This window comes from Nonomuraea solani (assembly GCF_900108335.1).
In the GTDB taxonomy this organism is placed as follows: domain Bacteria; phylum Actinomycetota; class Actinomycetes; order Streptosporangiales; family Streptosporangiaceae; genus Nonomuraea; species Nonomuraea solani.
Genome location: NZ_FNVT01000002.1, coordinates 47,800 through 70,252, shown reverse-complemented (window position 1 = coordinate 70,252; position 22,453 = coordinate 47,800). Strand labels below are relative to the sequence as shown.

The 22,453-nt window shown below is 72.7% G+C and carries 15 protein-coding genes; 5 read left to right on the top strand and 10 right to left on the bottom strand.

Annotated elements, in window-relative coordinates; genetic code table 11:
* Positions 1–19: 19 nt before the first annotated feature.
* Together C4V41_RS06090 and C4V41_RS06085 are read right to left on the bottom strand one after the other, a co-directional pair.
* Positions 20–1,384: a NucA/NucB deoxyribonuclease domain-containing protein gene (locus C4V41_RS06090; protein ID WP_146103559.1), complete on the bottom strand. Its 1,365-nt coding sequence runs from the start codon at positions 1,382–1,384 to the stop codon at positions 20–22.
* 3 nt (positions 1,385–1,387) lie between these two features.
* Positions 1,388–1,855, bottom strand: coding sequence for a hypothetical protein (locus C4V41_RS06085; protein ID WP_146103558.1), 468 nt, complete (start codon positions 1,853–1,855; stop codon positions 1,388–1,390).
* Positions 1,856–1,961: 106 nt separating this feature from the next.
* On the opposite strand from C4V41_RS06085, the gene C4V41_RS65260 reads away from it, so the two are divergent.
* Positions 1,962–5,759, top strand: coding sequence for an nSTAND1 domain-containing NTPase (locus tag C4V41_RS65260; protein WP_327536143.1), 3,798 nt, complete (start codon positions 1,962–1,964; stop codon positions 5,757–5,759).
* A 4-nt stretch (positions 5,760–5,763) separates the two neighbouring features.
* On the opposite strand, the gene trpS is transcribed toward C4V41_RS65260, so the two are convergent.
* Both trpS and C4V41_RS06070 read right to left on the bottom strand, forming a co-directional pair.
* Positions 5,764–6,786: a tryptophan--tRNA ligase gene (trpS, locus tag C4V41_RS06075; RefSeq protein ID WP_103954806.1), complete on the bottom strand. Its 1,023-nt coding sequence runs from the start codon at positions 6,784–6,786 to the stop codon at positions 5,764–5,766.
* A gap of 161 nt (positions 6,787–6,947) precedes the next feature.
* Positions 6,948–7,832: a DMT family transporter gene (locus C4V41_RS06070; RefSeq protein ID WP_103954805.1), complete on the bottom strand. Its 885-nt coding sequence runs from the start codon at positions 7,830–7,832 to the stop codon at positions 6,948–6,950.
* 134 nt (positions 7,833–7,966) lie between these two features.
* On the opposite strand from C4V41_RS06070, the gene C4V41_RS06065 reads away from it, so the two are divergent.
* Positions 7,967–8,815, top strand: coding sequence for an AraC family transcriptional regulator (locus C4V41_RS06065; RefSeq protein WP_103954804.1), 849 nt, complete (start codon positions 7,967–7,969; stop codon positions 8,813–8,815).
* Between the two features lie 140 nt (positions 8,816–8,955).
* Here C4V41_RS06065 and C4V41_RS06060 read toward each other — a convergent pair whose 3' ends face one another.
* Positions 8,956–12,012 carry an AfsR/SARP family transcriptional regulator gene (locus C4V41_RS06060; RefSeq protein ID WP_160150185.1) on the bottom strand — a complete coding sequence of 1,019 codons (3,057 nt, stop codon included), beginning with the start codon at positions 12,010–12,012 and terminating at the stop codon, positions 8,956–8,958.
* Between the two features lie 117 nt (positions 12,013–12,129).
* Here C4V41_RS06060 and C4V41_RS06055 point away from each other — a divergent pair, with 117 nt between their 5' ends.
* Complete coding sequence (locus tag C4V41_RS06055; RefSeq protein WP_103954802.1) at positions 12,130–12,552, top strand: spore-associated protein A; 423 nt, start codon at positions 12,130–12,132, stop codon at positions 12,550–12,552.
* A 2-nt stretch (positions 12,553–12,554) separates the two neighbouring features.
* Here the strand turns inward: C4V41_RS06055 and C4V41_RS06050 are convergent, their stop codons facing one another.
* Complete coding sequence (locus tag C4V41_RS06050) at positions 12,555–15,143, bottom strand: FtsX-like permease family protein (RefSeq protein WP_146103557.1); 2,589 nt, start codon at positions 15,141–15,143, stop codon at positions 12,555–12,557.
* Positions 15,140–18,232, bottom strand: coding sequence for an FtsX-like permease family protein (locus tag C4V41_RS06045; protein WP_103954800.1), 3,093 nt, complete (start codon positions 18,230–18,232; stop codon positions 15,140–15,142). The genes C4V41_RS06050 and C4V41_RS06045 overlap by 4 nt, the downstream gene beginning before the upstream one ends.
* 92 nt (positions 18,233–18,324) lie before the next feature.
* On the opposite strand from C4V41_RS06045, the gene C4V41_RS06040 reads away from it, so the two are divergent.
* Entirely contained in the window at positions 18,325–19,017 is a 693-nt protein-coding gene (locus tag C4V41_RS06040; protein ID WP_103954799.1) for a hypothetical protein, read from the top strand.
* Positions 19,018–19,171: 154 nt separating this feature from the next.
* Here C4V41_RS06040 and C4V41_RS06035 read toward each other — a convergent pair whose 3' ends face one another.
* From C4V41_RS06035 to C4V41_RS06025, 3 genes are read right to left on the bottom strand one after another with little or no spacing between them, the layout of a single operon-like run.
* Positions 19,172–19,714 carry an MOSC domain-containing protein gene (locus tag C4V41_RS06035; RefSeq protein WP_103954798.1) on the bottom strand — a complete coding sequence of 181 codons (543 nt, stop codon included), beginning with the start codon at positions 19,712–19,714 and terminating at the stop codon, positions 19,172–19,174.
* A 10-nt stretch (positions 19,715–19,724) separates the two neighbouring features.
* Positions 19,725–20,552 (bottom strand): oxidoreductase, encoded by an 828-nt coding sequence (locus tag C4V41_RS06030; RefSeq protein ID WP_200823787.1) that lies wholly within the window; start codon positions 20,550–20,552, stop codon positions 19,725–19,727.
* Positions 20,553–20,577: 25 nt separating this feature from the next.
* Entirely contained in the window at positions 20,578–21,105 is a 528-nt protein-coding gene (locus tag C4V41_RS06025; protein ID WP_160150184.1) for a PadR family transcriptional regulator, read from the bottom strand.
* Between the two features lie 73 nt (positions 21,106–21,178).
* On the opposite strand from C4V41_RS06025, the gene C4V41_RS06020 reads away from it, so the two are divergent.
* Complete coding sequence (locus C4V41_RS06020) at positions 21,179–22,447, top strand: serine hydrolase domain-containing protein (protein WP_160150183.1); 1,269 nt, start codon at positions 21,179–21,181, stop codon at positions 22,445–22,447.
* Positions 22,448–22,453 lie beyond the last annotated feature (6 nt).

Sequence of the window (22,453 nt, the reverse complement as noted above, 5' to 3'; positions counted from 1 at the left end):
TCGTGGGCGGTACGGGCGATCAGGGGTTGATCTTCACCCAGAACGGGTCGTTGACGTGCAGGATGCGGTCGTCGAAGAAGAAGGCGATCAGCGAGCCGCCGGCCGAGCCGTTCTGCGTGCCAGGGACCCACCGGACGGAGAAGTCCCAGGTGCCGCTACCGGCGCCCTCGGCGGTCGAGCGGAACGGATACTCGTCGCACTGCCACCCCTCCGCCTCCTGCTGCGGCGTCTTGGGCGGCAGGCCGGTCGTCGCGTTGTAGGCGCCGTTCCGGTTGCACGCGTAGTTCTTCCAGGTCGTGTTCGAAGCGGCGATGGCGCCGGTGCCCGGCACCCGGTGCAGCGATCCGAACTCGGGGTCGGGGTCGGGCTCCCAGCGTCCCGGGATCGTCTTGCGGTGCGACTCGATGGGGTAGGAGGTGTCCGGGCTGAGCTGGGCGTCCTGGATGTGCCGGGCGACGGTCCCGTGCTTGGCGCTGGAGAGGTTGTACTGCAGGTGCGGGATCACGTCGGTGAACACGCAGGCCCGGTCGAACGCCTGGCCGAAGCGCGAGAAGTAGTCGGCGGAGTCGCACCGGAACGGCAGGTCGTCGGTCTTGCCCGGCGGGATGAGGGGATAATCGAGCGACGTGGCGTCGGTGACCAGGTGCCAGTCCGGCGTGGTGATCTTCTCGCGGGTGGGGTCGCCGGCCTGGGCGGGCGAGGTCAGGTCCCACGAGAACCAGTCGGTGGTGGTGTTCCAGGCGCTCCAGGACTTGCTGGGAGTGGTCCCGGCATAAGAGCAGTACGGCGCGGCCTGGGCGCATTCGGCGTGCACGGCGAAGGGCTGCCCGGTGGGGTTCGCGGTGGTCCAGCCGACGTACCGGACCGACCCGGCCACCGGACGCCAGAACACCCGGAGGCTGCGCTGGGTGTTGCTGCCCATCGCCGCCATCTGCCAGTCGATGATGACGCTGCCCATGTAGGTCGGGGGCCCGCTCGTGCTGACCTTGAAGTAGTCGGCCTTGTAGCCGAACGCCTGGCACCACAGCAGCCGGTTGTACGTCCAGCCCGACCGGCGCGCGGCCTCGGGCTTGGCCAGGCAGTCGCCGGTGTCCGGCTGCGGCGGCGTGGCGGGGAAGGCGGCCGTGGTGGCCAGCCTGCCCAGGCTCTGCCTCGACCGGCCGTCGTCGGTGACCTTGTCGGCGTCGTAGTAGGAGTGGTTGCCGAGCTCGGCGGCCCGGCGCAGGGCCCGCTTGCGGGCTTCGTCCGGCGACAGCGGCTCGACCTTGTCGAACGTGGCGCCCGGCGAGGGCGTCGGGGGCCGCGCGTGGGCGGGGCTGAGCCCGGCCGCGCACAGAACGAGCGGGAGCAGCACGGCCATCGTCATGCGAGTACGGCGCGACATGGCTCACCCACCCGATCCGGCGGGGAGGACGTCCTCTTCCCAGGGACACCAGTCGAGCCCCGGTATGGGGCCGTAGTTGTCACCGCCGGACACGTGGGTGGCGGGGAAACCGCCCCACCCGCCGGCCGCCCACACCTCGTCGGCCTCGGTGTAGAGCCAGATGTCGTTGACCCACACACCGACCGGCGGGTTCTCCGGCCCGTGGGCCTGGCAGACGAACCAGTTGTCGCCGGCCCACAGCCTGCCGATCGGCTGCCATCGCCCGTCGACGTAGTTGTAGACATCGCCGGCCCGGTAGTTGTTGCAGTAACGGGTCGCCCACCGCTGTCCCAGCGTGTCGGTGACGGTCGGCCCGGTGCCCCAGCAGCCGTCGGCGGCGGCCTGAGCGGCCTGGGCGGGTTGCGCGGTGAGCACGGTCGCGGCGGCGGTCGCCACCATGACCATGCCGGTTAACCGTCTGGCTGTGGCCATGACTCTCCCTTTTCCTCAGGTGTGCGCGTGCGGTCATGAGTGCTGGTATAGGGCCGGTGGATTGTTCGGTGTCACGCGGTGGACACCGAACAACAAGTGCTGAACAATGAAGCCCGGGCCGAGGATCACAACGGGGGTGGCGATGCCTCGCCGCGAACGGCCACTAGACGCCGGTGACGACGCGTTATTACGGTTCGCAGCCGATCTACGACGATTAAGGGAAAAGGCGGGCGGCCTCTCCTACCGCGAACTCGCCAAACGCGCGCATTACTCCGCCGGCACCCTCTCCGAGGCGGCGGGAGGCCGGAAACTGCCCAGCTTGGCGGTGACTTTGGCCTACGTACGGGCCTGCGGCGCGGACCCGGCGGAATGGCAGGACCGATGGATTTCGCTGGCCGCGGAATTCAACGGTCCTGAGCCGGGAGAAACACCGGGGGAAAGACCGCCGTATGTCGGCCTGGCCGGTTTCGGACCGGAAGACGCCGACCGGTTCTTCGGCCGGGAACGGCTTCTGGAAAAGATCCGTGCCACACTGTCCGAACATCGTTTCATCGCGGTGCTCGGCGCTTCGGGATCGGGAAAGTCGTCCCTGCTGAGAGCCGGTCTGCTGCCGGTCGCGCCGGCGCTGCTGGTGACCCCGGGAACCCATCCTTTCCGCGAATGCGCGGTACGACTCGCGGCCCGGCTCGGCATCACGGCGGGCGCGCTGCTCGCGGACCTCACCGCCGACCCCCGCAACCTGGGGCTGGCCGTCCGCCAGGTCGCCGCCAAGGAGGGCGCCTCCGGAGACCTCGTGCTCGTCGTCGACCAGTTCGAGGAGGTGTTCACGCTCTGCCCCGACCCGGCGGAGCCGGCCGCCTTCATCGACGCGCTGGTGAGCGCCGCCCGGGAGCCCGACAGCCGGACCCGCGTGGTCATCGGCGTGCGTACCGACTTCTACACCCACTGCGCGCGCCACCCCGACCTGGCCGAGGTGCTCCAGCGGGCCCAGATCCTGGTCGGCCCCATGACGACCGAGGAACTGCGCCAGGCCATCACCCGCCCGGCCATCGAGTCGGGTCACCGCGTGGAGGGCGCGCTGGTGTCGCGGCTCATCGCCGAGGCCACCGGCCAGGCCGGGGTGCTGCCGCTGGTCTCGCACGCGCTGCTGGAGACCTGGCGGCGCCGTCGCGGCAACACCCTCACCCTGGCCGGGTACGAGTCCACCGGCGGCATCGACCACGCCATCGCGCGGACGTCGGAAGCGCTCTACACCGCGCTGAGCGAGGATCGGCAGGCCGCCGCCCGGCAACTGTTCCTGCGGCTGACCGCGCTCGGCGAGGGCACGGAGGACACCAAACGCCGCGTCACCCGCGACGAGCTCGAAGGCGACACCGGGCTGCTCGACGAGCTGGCCGGAGCCCGGCTCATCACCCTCGACGGCGACAACGTGGAGATCGCCCACGAAGCGCTGATCCGGTCGTGGCCCCGCCTGCGCGGCTGGCTCACCGACGACCGCGACGGGCTGCGCCTGCACCGCCAGATCACCGAGGCGGCCGAGGCGTGGGAGGCGGAGGGCCGCGACGACGGCGCCCTCCACCGCGGCACCCGGCTCGCCGTCGCCAGAGACTGGGTCGCCGCCAAGGACCCCCTTCTGACCAGCAGGGAGAGGGAGTTCCTTGAGGCCGGGATCGCCGCGGAGGCGCGCGAGCAGGCCGCGGCCCGCCGCCACGCCCGCCGCCTGCGCCAGTTGGTCGCGCTGCTCGCCGTGCTGCTCGTCATCGCCACGACCACCACCGTGAACGCGATGAGCAACGGGCGGATGGCCGCCGGCCAGCGCGACATCGCGCTGTCGCAGAAGGTCGCCGCCGACGCCGCCGAGGTGCGGGCGGCCAACCCCGCCCTGTCCGCGCAGCTCGCCCTGGCCGCCTACCGGCTCTCGCCCACCGCCGACGCGCTCGGCAGCCTGCGGCGCACGTTCGCCACCCCGTACGCCACCCGGCTGACCGGGCACACCGATCGGATCAACGCGGTCGCGGCCGGCCCGGACGGGAACCTGCTCGTCACCGCCGGCCGCGACGGCACGGCCCGGCTGTGGCGGATCGCCGACCCGCACCGCCCCGAGCCGCTGGCCGTGCTCACCGGTCACCGCGCGAACGTCAACGCCGCCGCGTTCAGCCCCGACGGCCGCCACCTCGCCACCGCTGGCTGGGACCACACGGCCCGGCTGTGGGACGTCACCGATCCCCGCCGTCCCCGTGAGCTGGCCGCGCTGCCGCACGGCGACGACGTGAACGCGGTCGCGTTCAGCCCGGACGGGCGCACGCTCGCCACCGCGAGCAGCGACAGGACCGCCCGCCTCTGGGACGTCGCCGGCCGCCGCCCGCCGGCCACGCTCGATGGGCACGCCGACGGCGTGGTGTCGGTGGCGTTCAGCCCCGACGGGCGCACGCTGGTGACCGGCGCCTTCGACCGCGCCGCCGGGCTGTGGGACGTCACCGACCCCGCCCGCCCAGGGCCGCCCCGCCTGCTCACCGGGCACGCCGACGCCGTGGCCTGGGTCGCGTTCAGTCCCGACGGCCGCCTCCTGGCCACCGCGAGCAACGATCGCACCACCCGGCTGTGGCGCCTCGCCGACGGCACGAGCGCCGTGATCAAGGGGCATCGGGACGTCGTCAGGTCGGTCGCGTTCAGCCCCGACGGCCGGTTCCTGGCCACCGCGAGCCTGGACGACACCGTACGGCTGACCGATGTCACCGACCACCGCCGCCCCCTGCACGTGACCACGTTCACCGGCCACACCGGCAACGCCGTCTCGGTCGCCTTCACCCCCGACGGGCGCACCCTGGCGACGGGCAGCGACGACTACACCGCCCGCCTGTGGGACCTGCCGGGACCGGCGCTCGCCGTCCCCGCCGCGGCCGTCTACTGGCTCGCCTTCAGCCCCGACGGCCGCACGCTGGCCACCGTCGGCGAGGATCGCGCCGCGCGGCTCTGGCAGGTCACCGACCCCGCCCGGCCGCGCCTCCGCTCCGTCCTGACCGGCCACGGCGACGAGATCTGGGGTACGGGCTTCAGCCCCGACGGCCGCGTCCTGGCCACGGCGAGCAACGATCACACGGTACGCCTGTGGGACGTCACCGACCTCGGCCGCCCGGTCTCGCGGGCCGTGCTCAAAGGCCACACCGCCAACGTGAACGCGGTGACCTTCAGCCCGGCCGGTCACACCCTCGCCTCCGCCAGCCTCGACCACACCGTCCGCCTCACCGACGTCGCCGAGCCCCGCCGTCCCCGCCTCCTGGCCGGCTTCACCGTCGACCCCGACGGGGTGAACGCCGTGGCCTTCAGCCCCGACGGCCGGACACTCGCCACCGCCGGCTGGAACCACACCGTGCGCCTCTGGAACGTCACCGACCCGCGCCACCCCGCCCCGCTGGCCGCGCTGCCCGGTCACACCGACGGCATCAACGCGCTGGCCTACAGCCCGGACGGCCGGACGCTCGCCACGGCCGGCTACGACGACACGGCCCGCCTCTGGGACGTCACCGACCCCCGGCGGCCCGGCCCGCTGGTCACCATCGCCGGACACACCGACAACGTCAACATGGTCGCGTTCAGCCCGGACGGCCGCACCCTCGCGACCGCGGGCAGCGACCGGGTCACCCGCCTGTGGGACCTCGCCGACCGCCGCCGCCCCCAGGAGCGCTCCTCCCTGGAGGCCCATTCCGACCGTGTGTCGTCGGTCGCGTTCAGCCCGGACGGGCACACCCTGGCGACCGGTGGATACGACCGCACGGCGCTGCTGTGGGAGACCGACCCCGGGCGCCTGGCCGCCCGGATCTGCCGGACCGCCCATCCGCCGATCGCCAGGGCGGAATGGGACCGGTATTTCCCGGGCCTGCCGTATCGCCCGCCGTGCCCGTAGCCGGTCAGTACCGGCTGCCCATCGCCGTGCGTACCTCGTCGAGGGTGGTCTCGGCGACGGCGTTGGCACGTTCGTTGCCCTCGCGCAGCACCTGACGGACGTAGCCGCGGTCGCGGGCGTACTCGGCGCGGCGGGCGCGGATCGGCGCCAGGTGGTCGTTGACGGCGTCGGTCACGCGCGCCTTCAACGCCCCGGCCCCCGCGGCGCCGATCTCGGCGGCGACCTGGTGCGGGTCGCGGTCCTGGCACAGCGCGGCGAGGAGCACCAGGGAGGACACCTCCGGCCGTTCGCCCGGGTCGTAGGTGATGTGCCGGTCGGCGTCGGTCTTGGCGCGCCGGATCAGCCGGGCGGTCTCGTCGGCGTCCGCGGCCAGCCTGATCGCGTTGCCCCGGCTCTTGCTCATCTTGCCGCCGTCCGTGCCGAGGAGCAGCGGGGCGCTGGACAGCAGGGCGTCGGGGACGGGGAACACGGCCGCGCCGTCGCCGTAGCGGTCGTTGAAGCGGCGGGCGACGGTCCTGGTGATCTCCAGGTGGGGGAGCTGGTCCTGGCCGACCGGGACCAGGTTCGCCTTGCAGAACAGGATGTCGGCGGCCTGGTGCACGGGGTAGGTGAACATCAGGCCGCTGACGGAGGATTGCCGCGAGTGGGCGATCTCATCCTTGACCGTGGGGTTCCGGCTCAGTTCGGGGACCGAGACCAGGCTGAGGAAGGGCAGCAGCAACTGGTTCAGGGCGGGCACCGCGCTGTGCGCGAAGATCACGGACCGCGCGGGGTCGATGCCGATGGCGAGGTGGTCGAGCACCAGCTCCTCGACGTACATCGGCAGGTCCTGGGCCACGTCCCGGTCCGTCAGGACCTGGAAGTCCGCGACCAGCACGAAGACCTCGACTCCGAGCCCCTGCAGCCGGACCCGGTTCTTGAGGGTGCCGAAATAGTGCCCCAGGTGCAGGAATCCGGTCGGGCGATCGCCCGTCAGGACGCGGAACCGGCCGGGATCCGCCTCGATCAGTCGTTCCAACGTGTTCATGAGTTCTTCTCCTGGTGAGTGACGCCGCCGCCGGAACGGCCGTCGCTCGCGCAGGAAACGCGGACGGGCCGTTCTTCCGAACGGCCCGATCGCATCTGAAAGTGAGGTGGCCGCTCCTACGGGGAGCGCCACCAGCTCAGACACGGAAGTCGATGCACACCTCAACGATAGCCGACGGCGAGTACGGCGCCCACCAGGAGCACGACCGCCCCCGCCGCCTGTACGGGATTGAACGACTCGCCCAGGAACAGGGCGGAGCAGGTGGTCCCGACGACGGGGACGAGGAACATCATGATCGACGCCGACGACGGGCCCACGGCCTTGATGCCCCGGTAGTAGAGCAGGTTCGCCACCGCGGTCGGGCCGAGCGCCACGAAGACGATGTTCAGCCAGACGTGGGCGGGCACGTCGCCCCAGACGACCTCGGTGGCCGCCGGCGCGCTGTAGACCGCCAGCAGCGCGGCCCCGCTCACCGTCGCGTACGTCGTCGCCCGGAGCGGCTCGATGCCGGTCAGCACCCGGCGCCCCAGCAGCGTGAACCCGGCCCAGCAGGCGGCGCTGAGCAGGAACAGCAGATCGCCCGCGAGCCGGAGCCGGCCCCCGCCCGCCGCCCCGCCCGCGCCCACGAAGAAGATCACGGCACCGGCCGCCCCGCACGCCAGCCCCGCCACCCGCGCTCCCGACGCGTTCTCCCGCCGGGTCAGCAGCAGAAAGGCCGTGGTCAGCACGGGACTCATGACCGGGACGATGGTGCTTCCGTCGATCGCCGGCGCGAGCGACAGCCCCCAGAAGAACAGCAGGTTGTACACGAAGACGCCGAGCACCCCTGCCCCGGCCGCCCGCAGCAGGTCCCGCCGTCGCACGACGGCAGGCTCCCGCGACAACCGCAGGGCGACCAGCAGCGCCAGCGCGCCGCCGCCGAAACGCAGCACCGCGACCACGGAGTGCGGCAGGTGATCGACGATCACCTTGGAGCTGCTGAAGCCGCTGCCCCACAGCAGCATCGTCGTGGCCAGCAGCAGGTAGGGCCGGGTGCCGACCGCCATGAAAAACCTCCGCGAACGCATCCATCCACGCCCAAATACCGAAATGCCGGGCGCGGCCATCAGCGCTCATGCTGGGTCATCGCAGGCCGGCCGGTCTTGTAGGCTCGTGCGCCGGGGAACGGGGGTGATGACGGATGACCGGCCGGAGCCGGGAATGGGCGACTTATTGGCGTTCGGCCGAGATGCCGCTCGAGGCCATGTACGCGAGCTTCCTGCGCCACCGCTACCACCGCCACACCCACGAGACCTACTCCTTCGGCGTCACCGAGCACGGCGCGCAGACCTTCACCTGCCGCGGCGCGGGCCACACGAGCGCGGCCGGCATGGTCATGGCGTTCAACCCCGACGAGGTCCACGACGGGCACGCCGCCCACGAACTGGGCTTCACCTACCGCATCGTGCACATCGGCGACGAGCTCATCACCGACGTCATGGCCGACGTGACGCGGCGCCCCGCCGGATCACCACTGTTCGCGGCCCCGGTCATCGACTCGCCCGTCCTCGCGGCGCGGTTGCGCGGGCTGCACACCGCGCTGTCGCGGGGCGCCGGCCCGCTGGAGCGCGACGAGCTGCTCCACGCCGCCGTCGCCGCCCTCGCGAGCCTGGCCGCGCACACGCCCGCGCGACCGCCCGCCGTTCCCCGCACACCGGCGGTCGCCCGGCTCGCCGCCAAGGCGCGCGAACTCCTCCACGACTGCTACGCCGACCCGATCAGCGCCGACGACCTCGCGACCTGGACCGGCTCCAGCCGGTACGCCGTCTACCGCGCCTTCCGCACGACCTACGGGCTGGCGCCCAGCGAATATCAGCGCCAGTTGCGCCTGCGTGCCGCGCGCCGCCTGCTCGCCCTCGGGCACCCGGCGGCCCGGGTCGCCGGCGAGGCCGGTTTCACCGACCAGGCCCACCTCACCCGCTGGTTCACCCGCTCGTACGGCGTCACACCCACCCAATACCGGCTGGCCACGGCAAGCTCACCCGAGTAGCCGGTCGCCGCGGGGAGCGTGGCCGATCAGCCGAGCAACCGGTCGCCGCGGGGAGCGTGGCCGATCAGCCGAGCAACCGGTCGCCGCGGGGAGCGTGGCCGATCAGCCGAGCAACCGGTCGCCGCAGGGAGCGTGGCCGATCAGCCGAGCAACCGGTCCAGCCGGTCGGTGCAGGGGGCGTGGCCGATCGTGCGGCACAGCCGGACGGCGTCCCCGGCCGCCCGCCCGGCCTCGGCGCGGTCGCCCAGACCGGTGTAGAGGGCGGCGAGTTCGGTCAGGGCCGCGAGCTCGGGCAGTCGATAGCTGCCGGCGTGGGCCGTGTCGCGGGCGGCCAGGGCGACCTTGACGGCGCCGTCCAGGTCGTCGCGGGCGGCGTGCAGGCGGGCGCGGGCGACGAGGGCGTAACTCTGGTGCCAGCGCAGATCCGCCTGGCCGCTGATCGCGTCAGCCAGGTCCAGGTTGCCGGCCGCGTCGCCGAGCAGGCCGAGCCGGATCTCGGCGTCGGCCTGCGCGACCAGAGCCGCCGCCTCGACGAGCCGGTCCCCTTGGCCGCGGGCGAGGCCGACGGCGTGCCGCGCCGCCGCCTGGGCGGCCGGCCACCGCCCGGTCTCCCAGTACAACCGGCTGAGCCAGGTGTGCGCGTTGGCCGCGCCGCCCGAGCCCAGGGCGTCCAGCAGGGTCGTGGCCTGGGTCAGCGTGCGCTCGGCTTCGTCGTAGCGGCCCTGGTCGATCAGGACCGAGCCGAGATCGCGCAGGTCGACCGCCTCCGCGTAGGCCAGCCCATGCTCGCGGCTCAGGTCGAGCGCCTCCCGCCGGCAGCGTTCCGCGCACTCCAGCCGGCCCAGGTGGTGATACTGCATGCCGAGCCTGTTGAGCGTCCGGTTGCGTCCGGCGACCGAGCCGAGGTCGGTGAAGAGGGCGGCCGCCCGGCGGTTGTGGGCGATCGCCTGCTCCAGGTGGCCCGTCCATTCCAGGGCGAAGCTCAGGCACGCCCAGGACTCCGCCTCGCCTTCCCGCCATCCGCAGGCGGCGGCGATGGCGGCGGCCTGTTCGAGATGGTGCACGGCCTCCTCGCGGCGGACGGCGCGGAACAGGCTCTTGCCCATCCCGTAGTGCAGCATGGCCCGCAGGGCGGGCAGGTCCGCGCGCTCGGCGGCCGCGAGCAGGGCCGGCGCGATCTCCAGCCAGCCGGCGTGGTGGCCGGTGTTGTCGCAGATGATCCACACCTGCTCGGCCAGCCGCCAGGTCCGGGGACCGGGGTCGTGGCGGACCGCCTGCGTGAGCGCGGCCACCAGGGTGGCGATCTCCTCGCCGGTGGGCTGGACCGGGTCGCCGGTGAACGGCGCGACGTGCCCGGGCAGCCGGATCTCGTCGGGGGCGCACCAGGCGGCGATGGCGTCGCCGAGGCGGAGGTAGTGGTCGATCAGCCGGCTCCGGGCGGCGTCGCGGCCGGGGTCGCCGCCCGCCTGCGCGCCGGCGTAGAGGCGTACCAGGTCGTGGAGCCTGAACCGGTCCGCGCGGTGGTGCTCGACGAGGTGCGCCGCGGCCAGGACCTTGAGCGTCGTACGCGCCTCGGCGGGCGGGACATCGGCGGCCGACGCCACCGCCTCGACCGTGAAGTCCGGCCCCGGGATGAGGCCGAGCAGGCGGAAGACACGCCGGCAGGCGGGGGAGAGCACGCGGTAGGACGCCGAGAAGGCGAGGGTCACGGGGTTGTGGTCGGTTCCGTCGAGGGTGAGACCGGTCAGCGGGTCGCCCGCGGAGAGTTCGCCGACCACGGACGCGGTTCCGTTCCATGGGGCGGCGGCGTTGGCCGCGGCGATGCGCAGCGCCAGCGGAAGACCGCCGCAGAGCCGGACGAGCTCGGCCCGCGCCGACGCCTCCGCCGGCCCGTCCGCCGGGCCCAGCAGGTCGTCCACCAGGGCCAGGCCGTCCCTTTCCGGCAGCGCGCCGAGCGAATACCACCGGGCGCCCGCCCCCGCCACCAGCTCGCCCAGGTGCTGACGGCTGGTCACCAGCGCCGCTCCCGACGGCGGCAGCAGCGGGGTGACCTGCGCGGCCGAGCGGGCGTTGTCCAGGAACAGCAGGACCGTGCGCCCGGCGAGCAGCGAACGGTAGAGGCCGAGCTGCGCGTCGAAGCCGCCCGGGACCTGCCCGGGATCGGCACCGAGGGAGAGCAGCAGCCGGGCCAGGGCCGCGGGCGCGGTCAGGGGCTCGTGCTCGGCGTCGTATCCGCGCAGGTCGACGTAGAGCTGGCCGCCGGGGAAACGGCTCTTCGCGCGGTGCGCCCAGCGCAGGGCCAGCGCCGTCTTGCCCATTCCGGCCGTTCCGCTGAGCACGCACACCGCGCCGCCGGTGCCCAGAGCGGTGTCCAGCCATGCGAGCTCCCGTTCGCGCCCGGCGAAGCCATGGATGTCGCGGGGCAGCTCGGCGGGATGGACGGTCTGAGCCGGCTGTTCCGCCTCGTCGGCCAGGAACCGCTGGTGCAACTCCCGCAGCGGCTGACCCGGCTCGATGCCCAGCTCGTCGATCAGCCGCTCCCTGGTGTCCCGGTAGACGGCGAGCGCCTCCGGCCGGCGTCCGCACCGGTGCAGCGCCAGCATGAGCTGCGCCTGCAGGCGCTCGCGCAGGGCGTGCTCGGCCGCCGCCGACCGCAGGTCGTCCACGATCTCGTCATGGCGTCCCAGCTCCAGCTCGGTCTCGAACAGCTCCTCCAGCGCACCGACCCGGCGCTCTTCCAGGCCGGGACGTTCCTGCTCGACCAGCGTCGCGGCGGTCCCGCCCAGCGCCGGACCCCGCCACAGCGCCGCCGCCGCCCGCAGCCGCCGCGCCGCCATCTCGGGACGGCCGCTGCCCGCGTGCTCACGGGCGGCGGCCCGGTGCTGGTCGAACAGCTCGGCGTCGATCTCGCCGCCGCCGGCGTGGATGCGGTAGCCGGTGCCGACGCGGCTGATCCGCTCCTTGCCCAGCAGGGCCCGCAGCTCGTGGACGTAGACCTGCAACCGGGCGAGGGCGGTACGCGGCATCCGCTCGCCCCACACCAGGAACGCCAGCCGGTCGTCCGACACCGTGCGGTTCGCGTTCAGCAGCAGCGCCGCCAGCACCGTGCGCTGCTTCGGTGAGCCCAGCTCGACCGGACCATCGGGTCCGTCCACCGAGACCGGCCCCAATATCCGATACAGCACGCCGCTCACCATCCGGCTCATGCTACGCAGAAGCGACTTCCGCCGCCCGCGATGATCGGAACTCGAAAGGAAGAGGAACGGAAGAACCCCGCCGTAACGTGCCTGCCGACCACGAACGAAGGGCACATCATGCGTTTCCGCACCACCATCATCACCCTGGCCTGCGCCGCGACGCTCACCACCGGACTCACGGTGACCGCGGGACCGGCCAGTGCGGCCGGTCCCTGCGGCAGCGGCTACTCCCGGGTCGGCGCGTACGCGGTCCCCGCCAGCGGCACGCGGCTGGGCACGCTGGAGGTCTACTACAACTCCGGCGCGGGCAAGAACTGCGCCCTCGTGTACGGGTACGGCTCGACCGCCGGCACCACGACCATCAAGGGCGTCTACATCGACAAGGCCAACCACCAGTACGGCGAGTGGGCCGACTCCGACTACGGCAGCTACTCCAGCTACGCGGGCCCGGTCTACGTTTCGGCCGGCAGCGGCTGCATCGACGTCCAGGGAGTCGTCAAGACCAGCGACCGCTACCTGAACAACGTGCACTGCGGCTGAGCTCAGGTCAGGTCGCCCACGCGCAGGACGGCGCCCAGGTTGCGGCGGCGGCCGATGGCGGTGTGCGCGTACGCCCCGGCCAGGGCGCAGAGCGTCAGCCCGGCCGCCAGCGCCGCGGGGGTGAGCAGGCCGGGCGTGTAGTCGCCGACGGGCAGGCCGCCCGCGTACGAGGACATGTCCACGCCCGGCCCCAGCGCGGCGGGCAGGCCGAGACCCAGGGCGAGACCGGCCAGCGCCGTGACGAGGACCAGGGGGAGCAGTTCGAGCACGGTCAGCCGCCGGGCCTGCCGTTCGGACAACCCGAGCGTCCGCAGCAGCGACACCGCCCTGGCCCGCTCCGGCGCCCCGACGACCAGCGACAGGACGATCGCCACCAGCGCGTACACCCCCAGCGCCACCGTCACCACCAGCAGCGTCGAGCGGACCGTGCCCGCGAGCGGATCGGCCTGGATGGCGGCCAGCGCGCGCTCCTGGGTCTCCACGGTCGCCGCCGGGACCAGCCGCGCCAGCTCGGCGGGGGCGACGTCGCCCTTGATCAGCAGCGTGTTCGCGGCGGGCCAGGGCAGCACCTCTCGCGGCACGAGGAGGAACTGCCCACTGAAGTAGAAGCCGGGCAACGTGTCGATCATGCCCTGGGTGGTCAGCTTCGCCGGTGACAGCCACATGATCTCGAAGGTGCCCCGCGCGCCCAGCCCGGGGGAGAGCAGCGCGGACGTGCTCCCGGACAGCGCGGGCAGGTCGAGGGGCCCGTCGCCGGCGACCCGCCGCCACTCGGCCAGGTCCACGGCGACGGCGTACGGCCATTCCCCGGTGTCGCCGATCCGCACCCGGCCCGTCAGCGCGAGCGCCACCCGCTCGACCCCGGGGGTCCCGCGTACCCGCTCGATGGTCTCGGCCGGAATGTCCGCGGCCGACGTCAGCTTGATCGGCGCGCCCACCTTCTGCCAGGACGCCAGCCGCTGCGTGGTGGCGATCCCGTCGGAGATCACCGCGGCGAACACCGACACGCTCAGCGCGGGCAGCAGGATCAGCACCGGCAGCGCGCTGGCGGAGCGCGCCCTCGCCGCCCTGGTCAGCCCCAGGAACGGCACCGCCGCCCGCCCGCGCGCGGCCAGCCGGACGAGCAGCCGCAACGGGTACGGGTAGCACCGCAACGTGATCAGCGCGGCCGCGAGCGTCAGCGCGATCGGGATCAGCAGCAGGAACGGATCCTCCCGCGCCGAGCCGGACAGCCCGCGGGCGCGCAGCAGGTACGCTCCCGCCGGCGCGAGCACGACGACCATGACCTCCATCGTCACCCGCCGCGCGGACGGCCGGGCGGTGGCCACGTCGTCGCGGCGCTCGTTCAGCGGCGTGCGATGCGCGAGCACCAGGCGCACCACGGCGAACGACACGGCGGTGACCACCACGACCACCGGCCCGAGGTGCACGATCGGCGGCACCGGCCCGGGCACGAGGAACGACAGCCCGTACCCGGCCAGGGCCGCGGGCCCCACCGCGAGCGCGGTCAGCGCGCCCCCGGCCACCGTCACCTGCCACAACGAGCCGCCGCGCGCCCGGGCCAGCGCCAGCGTGTGCTCCATCCGGTCGGTCAGCAGTCGCACGCCCAGCGCGATCACGCCGAGCGCGACCGCGAGCAGCCCGCCGAGCACCAGGTACATGACGGTCCGCGCGGCGGCCAGCGCGGTCAGGAAGTCGCCGAGCAGCTTGGGCAGCCCGGTGACCAGGCGATGGCTGATGACGCTGGTTCCCCGGACCGCCAGTTGCCGCTCGAACTCGGCGATGGCCGCCTCGACGTCCGGCACGCCCAGCGCGGTCGCGGCCCGCCCGTCGAGGGGCAGGACCCAGCGGTAGGTCAGGTTGTGCGCCCCGCTGGTGAGCGCGGCCAGCCCGTCGTCGGACATCAGCGTCGTGGTGTGGAACTCCTCCACCCCGGTCGGTAGGCGTACCCAGGTGACGTGCGGGACGTCGGCGTCGTGGCTCCAGGCGCGGTCGCCCGGGTCCTTGGCCCTGAACACGCCGACGATCCGCACCGCCGTGAGGGTGGTCGAGCCGAGCATCCTGGTCTGGCCGATCCGCAGGCCCATCCTGCGTACGGCCTCGTCCACGACGCCCACCTCGACCACCGGGATCGTCGCGCCGTCGTGGACCATGGTGGACGGTCCGCCGGGTTCGCGGCCCTCCACCCAGTCCACCCGCCGGTCCGCGTCGGACAGCCAGCCGAGGTTGATGTAGGTGACGGCTCCGCTGATCGTGGCGGCGGCGGGGGTGCGGACGGTCTTGGCGCTCATGTGCCCGCCGGGCCGGATCAGGGACCGCAGCGCCGCCGGGAGGAGCCGCCGCCACTGAGCGTCGTGGTCCTCGAACCGCGCACGTTGGTGCAGGTCGCCGTTGGGGGCGGCCGGCTCCCCTGTCACGGTCAGATCGGTCTGTACGGCGGCGGCGGTGGTCAGCGCCCGGCGCAGCGCCTCGTCGAACGACGCCTGCATCATCCTGGGCAGCCCGGAGACGAGCAGGCAGGCGACCGCCGTCAGCACGACGAGCAGCGCCGAGGTGCCCGCGTGCACCCGCAGCCCCAACGGGATCCTCACCGCTCCTCCAAGCTCTGCCCGCGCCACAGGTGCCGGGCCAGCCCGGCGACGATCGCGAGCAGCACCCCCGTCACCAGGACCAGCATCGCGGCCGTGGCCGCCCAGGGGATGTGGAGCAGCACGCCGGGCGTGACCGCCGACGCCTGCCCGGTCAGCACGATGTGCGGGACCACCAGGTTCCCGATGACGACGGCCAGCCCGGTGCCCGCCGCCAGCGACAGCCCGATGACGAACGTCTGCTCCATCGCCAGCAGGCCGAACAGCTGACGGGAACTGGTGCCGAGCGCCCGCAGGACGGCGAACTCGGCCCGCCGCTCGCGCGCCGCGACCACGGCGTTCACCAGGAACCCGAGCACCGCGAACCCCAGTGCCGCGGCGAACCCCAGGAGCAGCGCCCCTTGCAGCCCGCTGGCCAGCGGATCGTCCCGCAGCGTGGCCGTCAGCTCGCGCCGGTCGACCGCGGCCACGTCCCATTGGGGGCTTTCGCGCAGGATCTCCCGAGCCGGGGCGGTGTCGGGGGCGGCGAGCCACCATTCGGTGGCGGGCCTGGGCGGTCGGGCCGTGGTCAGCTCATGCGCCTGCAGCGACCCCCAGTCGGCGAGTACGGCCTCCTGGCCGGGGGCGCTCGTCGGCATGCTGCCCACGACGCCGACCAGCTTGACCCGCAGCACCTGACCGGCGAGGGCGGCCGGCCCAGTCTGCCCGACGTCCAGCTTGAGCGCGGCGGCCAGACCGGGAGTCAGCACCACGGGCAGCGGCCCGGGCTCTTGCGACGGCGGGCCGGGCTCCCGCGAGGGCGGTTCGGGCTCCCGCGAGGGCGGTTCGGGCTCCCGTGACGGCGCGAAGGTGACCACGCCCGGTGCCTCGCCGAAGGCCGGGGACACCGGCACGTCGCGGCCGTCCGCGCTCAGGCCGGTCACCCGCAGAACGGTCTGCGGGCCCGCGACGATCCCCCGCAGCGACAGCGGATACGTGATCTTCCCGGAGCGTCCGGCCAGCGTGCCCAGGTCGAGCTCGACCCGGTTCCCGCCCTTCCGCAGCTCCCCGAGCGGTAGTTCGCCCCACGCGCCCAGCCCGTCGGACAGCACCAGCCGCGCCGGCACCGCGGCGTTCGCCACGACCCGTACGGTGAGGGCACGCGGCCGTCCGGGCAGCTCCAGCCCGGACGCCCGATCTCCGGCCAGCGCCCGGGACAGTTGCGCGACCGACTGCGCCGACAGGTCGGGCCGCAGATCGAACAGCTCGCCCAGCTTCCCCGCGTCAACGGCGAGCAGCAACGCGCTCTCCCCGCTCACCTCCGTCTGTCCCCGGAAGGCGGGCGAGGCGGCGGTGACGCCCGGCAGCGTGGTGAACGCCGTGCCCCGACCGAGCACTCCCAGCTCCGGCCCCTCGGACGGCCCCGCCAGCCGCAGGTCGGCGCCCGCCTGGTGACGGGCCTGATCGACCTGGGAAGCCTGCCAGGTGGAGATCGTGGCCATCGACACGACGCCGATCGCGATCGCCATGGTCAGCAACAGCGCGGGCCCCGCGTACTTGAGGGGCCGTCTGCTCACCTGCCACGCCCCCAGCGCGGGGGCGAGCGTCGGCCTGCGCGCGGTCAGCCGCTCGGCCAGCCTCGACACCCGCGGCACCAGCCGCAGGCCCAGCATCCCGCCCGCGAGCAGGGCCAGCGCCGGCCCGGAGATGATCAGCGGATCGATGCCGAGCCCACCCGAGGCCGTCGCGGTGACCGGTGCACCGTAGCGCTGGAGCTGCCAGATCGCCAGCGCGGCCACCGCCAGCAGCGCCAGGTCCGCGCCCGCTCCCTCGATCAGCCCCCGCCCGCCGCGCCCGCGCGCCGACTGCTCCTCCACGTACGTCCGCCGGCCGCCCGCCAGGGCCGGCAGCGCCAGCAGCACGGCCGCCGCCAGGGCCACGCCGAACGACACGAGGAAGGCGCCGGGATCGGCGGCCGGCGCGAGGCGTACCCCTGAGGCCCTGATCCACGGCAGCCGGTGGACCAGCGCGAGCAGCGGCGGCCCGAGGAACGGCGCGATGATCGCGCACGGGACCGCCACCAGCAGCGCCTCACCGCCCGCCAGCGCGGCCAGGCGCACCGTGCCCGCGCCGCGCGAGCGCAGCAGCGCCACCTCCATGCGGCGGTGGTCGGCGAGTAATCGCGCGGTGAGCGTCAGCGCGTACGCGGCCAGGAGCAGCAGTTGCAGCACCGGGATCAGCATGGTGGACCGGGTCACCAGGGACGCGGTGGCGAGCTGGGTGAGCATCTCGGGCAGGCGGGTGGCGGTCAGGCAGTTCGCGCAGCCGGCCTCGGTCAGCCGTTCGCCCATCCGGCCGATCGCGTCGGCCAGCGGGCGTAATCGTCCGGGCGTCAGCCCGCCGAGGTCCGGCTCAGCCGCCCAGATGGCCCGGACGCTGGTGGCGAAGCCCGCGAGGAACGTCTCCTTCGCCACCATCAGCGGCCCGTACGTGGTGTATTCGCCGCGTTCGACACCCCTGCTCAGCAGCTCCTCGCCGGCCCAGCGCCCGCCCAGGGGGTCGTCGAGCTGGAAGACGCCGACCACGCGGACCGTGACAGGGCGCGCGTCGAGCCGCCCCTTCGTGACGAACTCCCGGCCGGTCCCGAACCCGGTGGCGGCCGCCACCGGCACCGAGATCGCCGCCTCGACGACCGCTCCGCCGGGCTTCGGCCAGGCGCCCGAGACCAGCCGGGCATGCCGGTCGAGCCCGTCGTGGCTGCCGAACCGCAGCAACTCGGGCAGGTCTTCGCCGTCGTGGCCCGGCATGACGTACGAGTCGGAGCGCAGGCTCGTGGTGACGGCAGGAAGCGTGCCGTAGACCCTGGTCAGCTCGTCGCGGACGGCCCCGTCGTAGGCCGGGAAGGTCGTCGCGGTGACCTGGGCGCTGATCGTGGTGGCCGTCTGACGGTAGGGGGCCGTCTCCAGCACCCGGCGGAGACCGGCGTCGGCGATGGAGGAGGCGTACATCGTCAGCGCCACCAGCGTGGTGGTCGCCAGCAGGATCGACCCGAACGCGGCCAGGAGGAGCAGTGGCTCGCTGAGCGCCCTCTTGACGACCAACGGCCCCCGCATCCGTCCCCCTCGGGTACTTGACGCTCTTCGTCGCTTTAGAGTACCAATTTAAAGCGACACTCTAAAGTATGACTACAAGCTAGGAGCGCTTCATGAAGCGTCTGGCCTTACCGGCCATCGCCGGTCTCACCATCGCGATCGCCCCGGCCCCCGCCTCGGCCGCGCCGCCCCCCGACACATGCCGGAACGGCTACGTGTGGCGGGAGGCCCGGCCCAGTGACCACGTCTGCGTCACGCCGGGCGTACGCGACCGCACGACCATCGAGAACCGGCAGAAGCAGGCCAACTGGGTGTCCGGCGAGTACGGCCCGCACACCTGCAGGACCGGCCTGGTGTGGCGGGAGGCGTTCCCCGGCGACGACGTCTGTGTCACGGGGAAGAGCCGCGAGGAGGCGCGCGGTGACAACGTTCAGGCCGAGAGCCGCCAGATCCAGGCCAGGTTGTGGATCAACACCTACCGGAGCGGGCCGACCGACAACGGCGACGGCACCGCCACCACGACCTCCGTCGACGACATCCCGCGGCTGAAGCTGAGCGGCTCCCACTACAACTTCGGCGAGGTGAAGGTCTTCATCTACTACGACACCGGCCGGCTGTACTGGAGCGGCACGGTCAAGGCCATTCCGCAGAGCGGCTGGTCCGGGGGTAGCTGGGGCAAGCGGACCGGCAAGTTCGACTGCAGGGCCAAGGGGAAGCCCGCCAACGCCTACGCCCGCGCCCTGGACGTCGCCTCCGGCCGCTGGTCGGCCAAGGTCCCGCTCCGGGTCGGCTGCTCCGTCTACTGATCGGCTCCCTGCGGTGGCATCAAAGGAACGATGTCGCGAGCGACTTTGCCAGGATCTCGCACACGTCTCCGACGATCATGCGGTGCCCGCGTATTCGCGTACCCGGTGGATCAGGTTGTCCCGGAGCTCGAAGACGAAGCAGTAGTCGTTTTTTTCAGACCCGGTCGAGAGGGCGATGGGGCTCGGCCGGCAGCTCCACCTCGATCAGGTCGCCGGGACGTACGACGCCGCCCGTCCTGACGACGCTCATGACGCCGGCCTTGCGCAGCACGTTTCCGGCCTCGTCGCGGCCGACGACCTGCTTGAGCAGCCCGTTCTGGAAACGGTCGATCTGCAGGCAGGGGTTGCGCAGCCCGGTCAGCTCCACGACGGCCTCGCCGCCGACGCGCAGCAGCGTGCCGACCGGCAGGCCGAGCAGATCGAGGCCCTTGGTCGTGATGTTCTCGCCGAGCTGCCCCGGCTCGACCGTGAAGCCCGCCTCGCCCACCTCCGCGAAGAGCTCCTCGTGGATGAGGTGCACCTGACGCAGGTTCGGCTGGGTGGGGTCCTGCGCGACCCGGGAGCGGTGCTTGACGGTGACGCCCGCGTGCACGTCGCCCTCCACTCCGAGCCCGGCGAGCAGGGTGATGCTCTCCCGGTTCGGCTTGGTGAAGGAGTATTCGCCGTTGCTGCTGACCGCCGTGACAATCCCTTGCATTTGGTGAATTTTAGCGTTCGTAGTCGGCTGACCGGCTCACGGCCGCCCACTTCTCGGTCTCGGCGGCGCGGATCTCCGCGGCCTTCTGGGCGGAGGCGACGGCGTCGCTGCCGAGGAGGAGCCGCCGGGGCGGGTCGTCGTCGCGGACGACGTCAATGATGATCTTCGCGGCGCGGGCGGGATCGCCGGGCTGGGTGCCGTCGGTTTCGCGCCGATAGCGGTGGATGGCGCCCACGGTCTGCTCGTAGTCGGGGCCGACGGGGTGGATCTGCATGGAGGAGCCCTGCCAGTCGGTACGGAACGCGCCCGGCTCGACGATGACGACCTTGACCCCGAACGGCGCGACCTCGCCGGCCAGCACTTCGGAGAAGCCTTCGACGGCGAACTTCGCGCTCTGGTAGGCGCCCATCCCGGGGGTGCCGCCGACGCGTCCGCCGATGGAGGAGAACTGCACGAAGACCCCCGACCGCTGGGCGCGCAGGATGGGCAGGGCCGCCCGGGTGACGTTCACGACGCCGAACAGGTTCGTCTCGATCTGGGCGCGGAAGTCGTCCTCGGCCATCTCCTCGATCGGGGCGCTGTTGCCGTAGCCGGCGTTGTTGACGACCACGTCGAGGCCGCCGAACGTGCCGGTGGCCGCCTCGACCGCCCTCGTCGCCGCGGCGGCGTCGGTGACGTCGAGCGCGACCGCCCGGATCCGGTCGCCGTGGCGGGCCACCAGGTCGTCGAGCTGCTTGGGGTCACGGGCGGTGGCGACGACCTGGTCGCCCGCTTCGAGCACGGCTTCGGTGAGGTGGCGTCCGAAGCCGCGTGACGCGCCGGTGATGAGCCAAATCATGACGGTTCCTTCCATAAATGTCTCATCAATGTAGCACTTCTATCAGCCTCTGGAGGTCGTCGAGGAGTTTGGCGTCGGCCGCCAGGTGGGCTTCGGCGTTGTCGAACAGGGCGTCGGCCAGCGGCGACAGGCCCGCTTTCGCCTCGCGTCCGGCGGCCAGGGCCGAGCGCCTGGCCGCCAGCTCCCGGGCCGAGGCGGCGATCAGGTCGTGCACCTCGTCCTCCAGCAGGGTGTGCCAGCGCAGCGCGAGGGCGAAGTCGGAGCGGGTGGAGTGGGGCGGCCCGGCCAGCGCCTTGCGCAGCAGGTCGCGCAGCGTGCGGCGGCCCTCGTCGGTGATGGCGTAGACGCGCCGCAGCCGGTCGCCGGTGCGCTCCTCCGCGTGGGTCCGCGCCAGCCCTTCGGTCTCCAGCTTCGCCAGGGCGTGGTAGATCGAGCCGGGTTTCACGTCGGTCCACTGCTCCAGCGCTCCGGCGGTGACCAGTTGGTTGATCTCGTAGCCGTGCCGGGGGCCCTCGTTGAGCAGCCCCAGGACGAGCAGTCGGGTGGACGACACGTGACACCTCCGCTGGATGGTCAAACTTGACTGTATTCTATGCTCAAATTGGAATGGTCAAACTGGAGTAACCATGATGCTCTTACGGCGGCGAATGCACGCGCTGGTCGGCGCGTACACACGGCTTGGCAGGTTCAGCGGCGCGGTGCTGGTCGCGCGCGGCGATCGCGTTCTCTTCACGAAGGGGTACGGGCTCGCCAGCCACGAGCACGACGTGCCCAACACGCCCGCCACGGCGTTCCGCATCGGCTCGCAGACCAAGCTGTTCACCGCGATCGCGATCCTGCAACTCCAGGAGCGGGGCGGCCTGGGCGTGCACGATCCGATCGGGCGGCACCTGCCCGGCTTCCCGCGCGGCGACCGGGTCACCCTGCATCACCTGCTCACCAACACCTCCGGCATCCCCGACTACGTCACCACGGAGGGCTTCACCCGCGTCATGGGCGCGCCGCGCACCCGGCGGCAGCTCATCGACGACTTCAAGCACCTGACGCCGCTGTTCGAGCCCGGCGAGCGCATGAGCTACAGCAACTCCGGCTGGGTGCTGCTGGGGGAGGTGATCGAGCGGGTGTCCGGCCTGACCTACGACCAGTACCTGCATCGGCACCTCTTCGCCCCGCTCGCCATGCACCACACCGGCCTGGACGACGGCCGGGAGCTCGTCAAGGGCCGGGCAAGCGGCTACATGTCCGCCGACGGCCAGGTCACCCCCACTCCGCACCTCGACAACTCCAACCAGGACGCCGCGGGCGCGCTCCACTCCACGGTCGAGGACCTGTACCGCTGTGATCGTGGCCGTCACCGGCTGCTGCGTTCCGGCTCGCTCGCCGAGCTCGTCCGGCCGCACGTCGAGAGCGACGGCACGGCGTACGGGTACGGGTGCGCGGTGAGCCCCGGCCGGGTCGAGAGCTCCGGCGGGACGATCGGCTTCGTCAGTATCTCGGCCGGCTACGAGAGCGACGACCTCTTCGTGACCGTGCTGGCGAACGTCGAGAACGCCGCCTTCTCCGACATCGAACGCGGCCTGACGGCGATCGCCCGCGGCGAGCCGTACGAACTGCCTGGTGGCCGGGTCTTCGTCACCGTCGATCCCGCCGTCTTCGATCGGCACACCGGCCGCTACACGATGCGGTACGCGGGACGTACCTCCATCATGGACGTCACCCGGGACGGCGACCGGCTCATGGTCGAGGTCCACGGCCTGGCCAGAACCGAACTGCGCCCGATGTCCGAGACGCGGTACTTCGCCAGGATGAAAGGTGAAGTGGAGCTGGACTTCCGTCCAGACGGGAAGGTGACGCTCAACTGGGCGGGACGTGACGTCGTCGCCTCGCGGGAGTAGCGCTTG